The organism is Erwinia typographi, assembly GCF_000773975.1.
GTDB lineage: Bacteria > Pseudomonadota > Gammaproteobacteria > Enterobacterales > Enterobacteriaceae > Erwinia > Erwinia typographi.
Genome location: NZ_JRUQ01000043.1, coordinates 1 through 9635, shown reverse-complemented (window position 1 = coordinate 9635; position 9635 = coordinate 1). Strand labels below are relative to the sequence as shown.

Genomic DNA, 9635 nt, shown 5'->3' with positions numbered 1-9635 from the left:
GCTGGCGTCCCCCTTTAATATCCCCTCTTTTTAACTTACCGCGTCCTTCGCGGTTTTTGTGCTGGCGCTGAGCGGGAAACCGCGCATCCGGCAGGCATTCACTCGCCCGTAACAGTCCTCCGGTCATCATAATGGCCATCCGGAAGAGTCCCGCACCGGTACCGTGTCCATCGCTGCGCGCAAATAAAGCAGTTAAATTCGTAACCGTGGCCATGTCCACACACCGCCTGCAGTTAACTTCGAAGCCCCTGCCAGTAAAAGCACTAATTTCGAACGTTACTTCTGAACAAAACATGCCCTTTAAAAAGGGAGTACTCATGAGCCAGCCTGCGGCATGGCTTCAGGAGTAGCACCCCAGGCTTCGCCCGGGGCAAAATTATCCCTCCGGCAACCGTGGACACACTCACGCACCGGTATGAAGTAGCTCCCCGGACACGTCCGGGGCATCAGTCCGGCGAGCATTTTAGTTACAACAATCATATGATCGCCCGGCCGCAGACTTAGTACTGTGCCGCTTATTAATCAGTGCCACAACTGAACGTCTGAGGATCTGTGGGAAAGTGGCTGGAATACGGCCATACACGCCCGTAAGCGGCCCTGACGGCCCGCTAACGCGGAGATACGCCCCGGCTGCGGCTACGCCTTGCCGTGACCACTCCGTCAGCGCAAATATGACTTCTTCGTGGCTGAAAGCGGGTCTGGCTTTGCAGGGAGGAGGCTGGGATTGGTGAAATCTATCAAACCGGAGCGGCAAAGCCGCGTCACCGGCGACCCCTACCCTTCGCGATTCATGTGGCTGGTTTTGTCGCCTTCATGCGCTGTGGCGCATCAGATAAATCACCGCGCGAAGATTTCCTGTAAGTTTACAGGGATTGACTTTTTCCTCAGTAATAAAGTACACGTATAGGAAATTCAAACCATCCGTACCCCTGAGCCGGATGGTGAAATTTTCAGCATTGCGGAATGCCGGGGCTGACATACGCTCTGCGCTCAGGATGGGTGGTGTTTTTTTATACCGATAATGCCTGTTTTACATACGATAACCGTGCAACAGACAGATCTGCCCTGCGTCAGGCCGGCACGTACCGCATCAGGCTTATATCCCGCGCATGCACTTTAAGGGCCTGCACATTCAGACCCGCGATCGCACGACGGTAAGACAGATGCCCACCGCACAGGATGCATTCAAACGGATCGCGGCCCAGGAACTGCTTACTCAGCTGCGCGTAGCACACCTTCACGGGGTCTGAAGCCCAACCGTACGAAAACGTACGCCAAGTACGTTTTTTGAACAGATAGTCACCAAATTTCGCGACAAGATGACCGTCACAGAGGCCATTCGTCCGTATCTTCCGCTTGCTTCAGTGGCCTTAGCTGGCCTTTTGTTACCTGCTCCGCAAGTGTGAACGTGTAATGCCCCAGCATGTTAATATGCGCGTGTCTCAGTGGCGAAAGTCTGGCTTCATCCTCTTCACTTATGATTTCGCCTTCATTACGTAAATGATCCAGTGAAGCCTGCATGTAGATGGTATTCCAGAGAACGACAGCATTGGTCACCAGTCCCAGCGCACCAAGCTGATCTTCCTGCCCATCCTGATAGCGTTTCCTGATTTCACCTTTTTGTCCGTGGCAAATCGCTCTGGCTACAGCATGTCGGCTTTCTCCCCTGTTGAGTTGGGTCAGGATGCGGCGGCGATAATCTTCATCATCAATATAATTAAGCAGATACAATGTCTTATTTATTTTCCCCGCTTCGATAATCGCCTGCGTCAGGCCGGAAGGTCGTTCGCTGCTCAACAATGAACGGATTGCCACTGAAGCGCGGATTTTTCCCAATGTCAGGGAACCGGCCATACGCATCATGTCATCCCAGTGCTGCTCTATCTTCCGCGTATTGGCTGTGTTACGGGCAAGTTCATTCAGTACGCCATAATCCGCCTCTTTATCCACACGCCAGAACACTGAAGCACCTGCATCAGCCAGACGCGGAGAAAACTGATAGCCCAGTAACCAGAAAAGGCCAAAAATCAGATCGCTGGAGCCTGCCGTATCGGTCATTATTTCAGTTGGATTTAGCCCGGTTTGCTGCTCCAGTAATCCTTCCAGAACAAAGATAGAATCCCTTAGCGTGCCTGGAACGACAACGCCATGAAACCCGGAATACTGATCTGAAATAAAGTTGTACCAGGTGATCCCGCGGCTGGAGCCAAAATATTTTCGGTTTGGCCCTGCGTGCACTGTCCGGACAGGTGCAATAAACCGCATGCCATCCGCAGAGGACACTTCGCCACCGCCCCATTTCTGGGCCAGGGGCAGAGTAGACTGATAATCAACCAGCCGTGCATTGGCACTGACCAGCGTTTCAGCACGGAGGTAATTCTGTCTGGTCCAGTTCAGCCGATGACGGGTCAGCGCCGGGATATTCGGGCGGATAAATGGCTCCAGCCCAATATTACAGGCCTCGGCCAGTAACACAGCACAGATACTGACGGTCAAGCCCTCCATTCGGGCGCCAGCCTCGCTTGCATGAGTAAATTCATCAGCAAATCCGGTATGCGCATTAATTTCGAGAAGAAGTTCTGTCAGATCAACAACAGGGAGCAGGTCAGATATACGTTTTGAGAGTAACTTCAGTGTAGGTGGCTCATCCAGCCCACTCAGATGAGCAATGGTCAGCTTCGTGCGTTTACCGGTGAAATCCAGTGAAACTGCCTGATTATCGGCAAAATTTTGGGCTACCTGTCGGTACACTGTGTCGAGCTGTCGGGCCAACGCATTGACAGCATCCCCGGCGTTAAGAGGATGCCCGAGGGAACGATACACCTGCACTCTGTTGGTGTGCCAGTCCTGCCCCTGGAGAAGTTTAGTCCGCGGATCGCCCCATCGTTCACTCCGTGCGACGTAAATATCCCGTCGCCGCAGACTGTCCTGTAACTTATTCATAACACAGAGGGTATAGCCCTGTCGGGATAAATGACCGTCTTTGCCATAGCAGAGCCGTTTCCAGGGACCGGTAATTATCGCCATTGGCGCATCATCAATATGCTGCCGCCGTGTTAATCGGATCGCCGCAAGATAGCGTATAGCCTCCAGCGTGCTTTCACCTGCCGGCGCAGCGCTGAATTCAATATTTTCCAGCAAACAGGGAAGAAAACGGCGGACTCTCCCATACTGTTCCAACATTTCATCATGAAAGCTGGCATCAGGAGGTCGGGCAATAGCGTTTATAAATGTGATGGTATCGGCCAGCCTGGGCGGAGGATATTTTTCAAAAATTGTCGAGCGAAGCAACTCACTGTCGATATTTTCATCCAGAAGTACCGAGCAGATATGTGCCAGTTCCAGTGCTGATTTATCAAGATCTTTCAGTGTTCTCAGGCGTTTTTTCTGCCCAATTTTTTTCGCCTCCCGACCGATATCAGCAATAACCCCATCCAGAACGTCCAGCGCATCATCCAGTGCCGATATTTCGCAGGAACGAACAAAGGCAACCAGCATCGCCGTTCGCCTTGTGGGCGACATCCGGGCTATTTTGTACACTGAAATCATATCAGCATACCGGGCGAGTGCATTGAAACGTACCGGAGGAATACCGGTGAAGTCGAGATCCTGCATGCCAAATACTTTCAGTTTCAGGTAGCGCGCGACGGCCTGGTTGAATGCCGGACCGCTGATGGCAACAGGACCTTTTCTTAGCTGATCAAAACGTGAGGTGCGTACACCATCAGGCACCTGTAACAGTTCTTCAAGTAATGAGCACTGTTCGTCTGATGCCAGTCCGGACAAGCGTGACCAGAGCCTGCCTGCTGATTTTTCACGTATTTCGGATATCAAACGTGTCAGCGTGGTGACACCCGGCAAGAGTATTTTATTTTGCAGAAGCCAGCTGGTAGCCAGATCGAAAAGCAGCCCCGGTCGTTCGTTGCTGAGCCAGCTGCGGGTGAACAGTAACCGGCTTAACCTGAAGGTCCACGGCCACGCAAAATCACGATAACCATACTGACGGCGGATCAGAGCCTGGTGTTCACGCAGCGTGGTTTCTCTTCTGGAGTAGTCGGACAGAACATTCGTGTCGGATATACCCAGCTGTCGGGCAACAAACCACAGTACGTTGGTTGGGGTCGCTGACAAGTCATGAGGCCATGTGCCAAGAAATCGAACGCTGCCGGTCAGCAATGCCACCGCCAGACGGTTTGCCCTTCCGCGCCGGTGATTAATGAAATCCATATCCGCTTCGTCCAGCAGAAAGAAACGAGCAAGTTGAATGTCATTCGGCTCACCAGAGAACTGACCATAACTGGCACGTTGTTCCGCGTTTAAAAAGTCTGCTGGCAAAAGTGCCTCCCTGGCTACGGATCACATACGAATACTTAAAAATGAGAAGTTAATCAGTCTGTTTCAGATATTGATACAGCGTTTCACGACTAATACCAAACTCTCGGGCAAGCTGGGCTTTTTTCTCACCATTCATTGCTCGCAGTCGGACTTCAATTTGTTGTTCTGAAGACAATGATTTTTTCCGCCCACGATAAGCTCCACGCAGCCTGGCCAGAGCGATCCCTTCCCGCTGACGTTCATGGATTAAAGAACGTTCGAACTCGGCAAAAGCCCCCATCACTGAGAGCATCAGGTTTGCCATTGGTGAATCTTCGCCAGTGAATGTCAGGCATTCTTTAACAAATTCGATACGCACTCCCTTACGGGTAAGCTTTTGTACCAGACGGCGCAAATCATCCAGGTTACGAGCCAGCCTGTCCATACTATGAACCACCACTGTGTCGCCATCACGCACGAATGACAACAGTGAATCCAGCTCTGGACGCCGAATATCTTTACCTGATGCTTTATCGACGAAGACTTTATCCACCGGAGCCTGATCCAGTTGCCGTTCTGGGTTGATCAAAGCTACTTACCCGGATATAGCCAATACGTTGACCTTTCATACGCCTCCAATACCGATTGTGTCAGAAAAGAATCTATGACCTTTAATTACTTGTGTCAATAAATGAGCATAGTGACTTTATTCTGACAGTCTTTCAGTATCGGGCCTGACGTCAGGTTAGGGTATAGATCAAGCGGACAGTTGAAATATTGTTGTTATTACAAACTAATCTCACCCTGAAGTTCTGCATTCATCCTGGCGGCGATGACTTTGATGTCATGATCGCTAATCTGAAAAATACCAAATCGAAGTTGGTATCCCCAGTTTCTGTTACCTGCTGAGAATTCCAGAACATCCAGGATTGGTTGGACAGGCGATTCATTAGCATGAAACCATGACACATCACGTCGGAAAGGACAAAATCCATTCCCCATATCGAACTGGTAGGGTTCCCCCGCTTTGACAATACCGATAGCAGTGAAAGCCTGTAGTTTTTTTTTGCTACCAAACTCAAGCGTTGGAGAGTAGTAAACAACATGATCCCCCGGTTTAACACGTCGCAATGGGGTCGCCTTGCCATGACAGACCTGCATAAAACCGCCAGCTCTGCCTATCCGAACATGTTCTGCCGAGGCCACGGCAATCCAGTTGTTGCTCATCGTGCAGACGGCGCAAAAACACGGAGACGATGGCCATCGGGGTCAAGCGCAACAAATGTGTAACCAAAATCCATATCGGTCGGTGCTTGCAGGGTAGTCAGACCGCGGCCACTCCAGTCAGCATGCATAGCATTGACCATATCGTTGCTGGCAACAGCAAAGGCCAGTTCACCACAGCCAGCGGTTGCTATCGCTGCTGGTTCAACAGTGTGCTTCGACCACAACCCAAGCATAACGCCCGAACCAAGGGCAAACATGGCAAAAGTAGGTGATTCTTCGATTGGTTTTTTTCCAAGGAGGTCTTCATAGAAAACGGTGCTGTTCGCCGGGCTGTTTACATACAAAATGATAAAATTAGGATCCGTCATAGTATAACTCCACATTGTTGAATTTAATGGCCTGCTACAGGCCACAATTCAATACTAAACAGGACTACTGTCAGAACATGTCAGTAGTGATAGATTACTGCGGAGGAATACCTTCAATTTCACGCCACTCTTTTAAAAGAATCTGCCGCCGCCGCGGGTAGCGCTGTTCCGTGATTTTTAAAGATGAAATTCTGTCAGTGCGAAAGTGTCGGAATGCCTGGCGCAGCTCGCACCATGCAACAAGAACGCGGACATGATCAAAATAGCCGAGTGCAAAAGGCCAGACTGTTCTCGTGGATTCAACACTATTGAGGCTGTGGTAGCTGATCTCAAGCTTGCGCTCGGCACGAATGGCCCGACGAATTTGAGGTATCTCCTCATCTCCTGCCGTGATAGTGGCACCGGGACCAACAAGCAAGGCTGTTGCATCGAGTGCATTGCACAAATCATTGGGTAAAACAGCTGCTATCTTTGTGAGAGCACTTCGGGCAGCGGCACTGAGCCTGACATCACCGCGATCGGCAACCCAGCGAGATCCCAAAACGAGTGCCTCAATTTCGTCCTCCGAAAACATAAGTGGAGGAAGCATGAAGCCAGGCCGCAAGACGTAGCCAAGCCCGGGCTCGCCATCAATGTTTGCACCTTGCTTTTGCAATATTCCTATATCACGGTAGAGCGTGCGAAGACTTATCCCAAGCTCCGAAGCCAAACTCGCCCCGGTAACAGGAAATCGATGGCGGCGCAAAATCTGAATTAAATCAAGTAAGCGTTGAACCCGGGACATATGACGGCATCTCTCAGAATACAATTAGTCTGCTTGCGCCCATATACTGCCAAATATTGACAGTACCGTTCTCTGAGTATGAGCTCTTCACTGAGCGTATCCAAGGGGAACCTCGTTATCAAAATGACTTCATCGGCCTGTATTTTGGGAGATGATTAAAAAATGTGCTTAGCGTACGTTTTCGTACGGTTGGGCTTCAGACCCCTTAACTGTCACCGCACGGGTAACCCCCGGGTCTATCTGACCCTGGTTGGCGGGGGAGCCTTCGGTAATGACCCCCGCTGGATAATCTCTGCACTCAGACGTGCTCTGTACCTGGTCAGGGCTCATTCTCTCGATGTATGCCTGGTGAGCTACCGGAAGGTACCTGCAGAACTGAATGCGTTGATTCGGGAGTTCGGCTAAAAGGCCAACTGAAAGAAACCATCATGAAAAACCTCAAGATCATTGTTCGTTGAGCGTCAAAGCCCGATTAAAACCCTGACCCCTCACGACCCCTGAAAGGAAACCTTATGCACAAACGTCACCTGCCGCTGTTACTCAGCGGCCTGATACTGCTCTGCCCGCTGACCGTCCCGGCCGCCCCCGGCGTCAGCGTGGGCTTCTCACCGGAGGGCACAGCACAGACGCTGGTGCTGAACGTCATCGACAGCGCCAGGCAGCAGATACGCCTCGCCGGTTACAGCTTCACCGCGCCGGATATCGTGCAGGCACTTATCCGCGCGAAGGCACGCGGCGTGGACGTGAAGGTGGTGCTGGATGAGAAGGGCAACCGCAGCAAAACCAGCCAGGCGGCCATGAACCTGCTGGTCAGCAACGGCATCCCGGTGCGCACCAACGGAAAGTACGCCATCCTTCACGACAAAACCCTCATCACCGACGGCCGCACAGTTCAGACCGGGTCGCTAAATTACACCCGCAGCGGAGAGCAGCGGAACAGCGAGAACGCGCTGGTCATCCGCGACATGCCGGAGCTGGCAGAACGCTACCTCGCACACTGGCAGTCTCGCTGGGACGGCGGTGATGATTACCGCCTGCCGTACTGACTCACCCCCGATAATTAACCTTAATCAGGCGCTTTCCATGACTGACATAACACATAACCACTGTAACCCGGAACAGAACAGAGGGAGGATCGATGGCTAAAGAACGTTACCTGTTTGACGTGACGACCACGGACAGAATTGAGCACACAAAGGCGTACGAGGATTTTGTCCGCAGCATCCGGCTGAACCTGCCCCGGGTGAAGAAAATTGAGCTGACCTGCTACCGGGCCGGGAATGCGGTTACCGAGCTGGTGATGTACCACAGTGAGGGCAGCCAGCTGTGCCTGACCATCTGGGAGGGGAAACTCAGCCTGCCCCCGCTGCTGCCGGACAATGTCCGCCTGTCCCTGCTGGAGATCTCGCTGCAGGACGTGACGGACATTCTGATCCTGGTGACGTCGCTGGCACGGGTGTACCGGCTGGCGCCGTATCTGCCGGGCGATCCGCACTCATCTGCGGTGCTGACGTTTATGCAGGCAGAGTAAGGGCCGCCAGCCCTTACTGCTTCACTGATTTTTATACCCGATCACGTAATCCGCCGTAACGGGCAGTTCGCCAACTGTCCGTTCACTGAAAAAAGTGAACCCATCAGCCTGAACGCTGTGCTATCCTCCGGAAAAGTTTTCATTTTTTTCTGAGGAGGCCTCATGCCACAGCAACAGCCAGGTGCTGCTCCGGCGAAACAGAAGCGCCCTTACAGGAAAGGTAACCCTCTAAGTCTTGCAGAAAGACAACAGGCTTATAACGAGCGGAAAAGAGGCACTCATGCTCTTGTAAGTGCGACTGTTCGCAAAGAGTTGAAGGATAAATTTGTTCGTATCTGTCAGGAAAAAGGTATGACGCAGAAAGAGTTAATTGAAGAACTCATTGAGAATCTGTGATCTACCCTAAAATGTAGATATAAAACAAATAACTTGGGTTTTGTAATATCAAGTGATAGATTACGGATCATTAAGACATTCTGGCGGGCCACACCATAAGGTGGCATGGAACTGGTTCTGAAGAGAATTGACCTGAACCAGATAAAAGAAAACCCCGATAATCTCTTCGCTTTGGCGGGCTGGAAAGATTAACCGGGGTCACTAACAAAACTGTATAGAAGCTGTTGCTCTATACGGGGAGTATATGTGCATGCTCAGAAAAAGACAATACCTTCTGTGCTTACTCCTTCTGCGCGACATAAGCGCAGGCAGGGGTGGCTGACCAGATTGTTGCTCTACCTCATTCTGACACCCCCGGTTTATACCGGCCTTCACGGCGCGGCGAGTCCAACCGTCTCAGGAAAGGACTGTCCAAAACCCACCGTAATCATCAGCCCGTGTTTAACGACAAGACCCCGCGCGGCATGGCGGCAAAGGTCGTTGCCTGTTTCCGTGGCCACGACTGGTGCCGCAATCATGACCTGATTGCGCTGCGTCAGCAGGGCTACACGCCCTACACCCGCATGTTCGATCCGTCCTTCCGGCCAAAGCCGATGCGCATCACGCCGCGCTCAGAGAGCCGGGAAGCGCTCACCGCGCTGTCGCTGGTGCTGGCGGCCAACTGTGACTACAGCCCGGACAGCGAGTACATGTTCGAAGTGATGCTGCCGGTGGAAGAAATCGCCCGGCGGATGGGGGTGCTGCATGTCTACGAAAGCGGCCGTAAAGCCTACGACGTCCTGCTGCACGCGCTGCGCGTCCTCGAGCAGCTGGACTATGTCGTGGTTCACCGTGACCGCGATACCGACTCAGGCCAGAACAAGCCGGTGCGCATTTTCCTGACGGAGCGGTGCTTCACCTCTCGCGGGATGACCGTCGAGAACGTGCGGGAGTGGCTGCACAAGTACCGCCAGTGGGCGGTGGCCACCGGCGTGGCCGAGTCAATGCGCGATAAATACGCCCGTCATCAGCTGAA

9 protein-coding genes and 4 pseudogenes are annotated in these 9635 nt (G+C 52.3%); 6 read left to right on the top strand and 7 right to left on the bottom strand.

Annotated features, from left to right (window positions below; all coding sequences use genetic code 11):
* From NG99_RS29990 to NG99_RS15275, 7 genes and pseudogenes are all read right to left on the bottom strand, one after another.
* On the bottom strand, positions 1–319 hold a 319-nt coding region (locus NG99_RS29990), incomplete at its 3' end, for a hypothetical protein (protein ID WP_232298322.1).
* Between the two features lie 751 nt (positions 320–1070).
* Positions 1071–1247, bottom strand: a pseudogene (locus NG99_RS29280) (IS91 family transposase); the annotation flags it as partial.
* Between the two features lie 79 nt (positions 1248–1326).
* Positions 1327–4335: a Tn3 family transposase gene (locus NG99_RS15295; protein ID WP_034894693.1), complete on the bottom strand. Its 3009-nt coding sequence runs from the start codon at positions 4333–4335 to the stop codon at positions 1327–1329.
* 49 nt (positions 4336–4384) lie between these two features.
* Positions 4385–4943 (bottom strand): annotated as a pseudogene (locus tag NG99_RS15290) (recombinase family protein).
* Between the two features lie 157 nt (positions 4944–5100).
* Positions 5101–5541 (bottom strand): EVE domain-containing protein, encoded by a 441-nt coding sequence (locus NG99_RS15285; protein ID WP_034894690.1) that lies wholly within the window; start codon positions 5539–5541, stop codon positions 5101–5103.
* Positions 5538–5909 (bottom strand): VOC family protein, encoded by a 372-nt coding sequence (locus NG99_RS15280; protein WP_034894687.1) that lies wholly within the window; start codon positions 5907–5909, stop codon positions 5538–5540. The genes NG99_RS15285 and NG99_RS15280 overlap by 4 nt, the downstream gene beginning before the upstream one ends.
* 94 nt (positions 5910–6003) lie before the next feature.
* A complete protein-coding gene (locus NG99_RS15275; RefSeq protein WP_034894684.1) occupies positions 6004–6693 on the bottom strand; it encodes a helix-turn-helix transcriptional regulator in 690 nt (229 codons plus the stop codon).
* A gap of 204 nt (positions 6694–6897) precedes the next feature.
* Between NG99_RS15275 and NG99_RS29985 the strand changes: the two are divergent.
* The 6 genes and pseudogenes from NG99_RS29985 to NG99_RS15255 form a co-directional block, all read left to right on the top strand.
* A pseudogene (locus tag NG99_RS29985) lies at positions 6898–7098 on the top strand (hypothetical protein); the annotation flags it as partial.
* A 107-nt stretch (positions 7099–7205) separates the two neighbouring features.
* Positions 7206–7739 (top strand): phospholipase D family nuclease, encoded by a 534-nt coding sequence (locus NG99_RS15270; RefSeq protein WP_034894680.1) that lies wholly within the window; start codon positions 7206–7208, stop codon positions 7737–7739.
* A 92-nt stretch (positions 7740–7831) separates the two neighbouring features.
* On the top strand, positions 7832–8224 hold the full coding sequence (locus NG99_RS15265; protein ID WP_034894678.1) for a hypothetical protein: 393 nt from the start codon (positions 7832–7834) through the stop codon (positions 8222–8224).
* Positions 8225–8386: 162 nt separating this feature from the next.
* Positions 8387–8620 carry a RepB family protein gene (locus NG99_RS15260; RefSeq protein WP_034894676.1) on the top strand — a complete coding sequence of 78 codons (234 nt, stop codon included), beginning with the start codon at positions 8387–8389 and terminating at the stop codon, positions 8618–8620.
* A gap of 244 nt (positions 8621–8864) precedes the next feature.
* Entirely contained in the window at positions 8865–8942 is a 78-nt protein-coding gene (gene tap / locus NG99_RS30370) for a RepA leader peptide Tap (RefSeq protein ID WP_072017529.1), read from the top strand.
* A pseudogene (locus NG99_RS15255) lies at positions 8935–9635 on the top strand (Replication protein); the annotation flags it as partial. The gene tap and the pseudogene NG99_RS15255, both read left to right, overlap by 8 nt.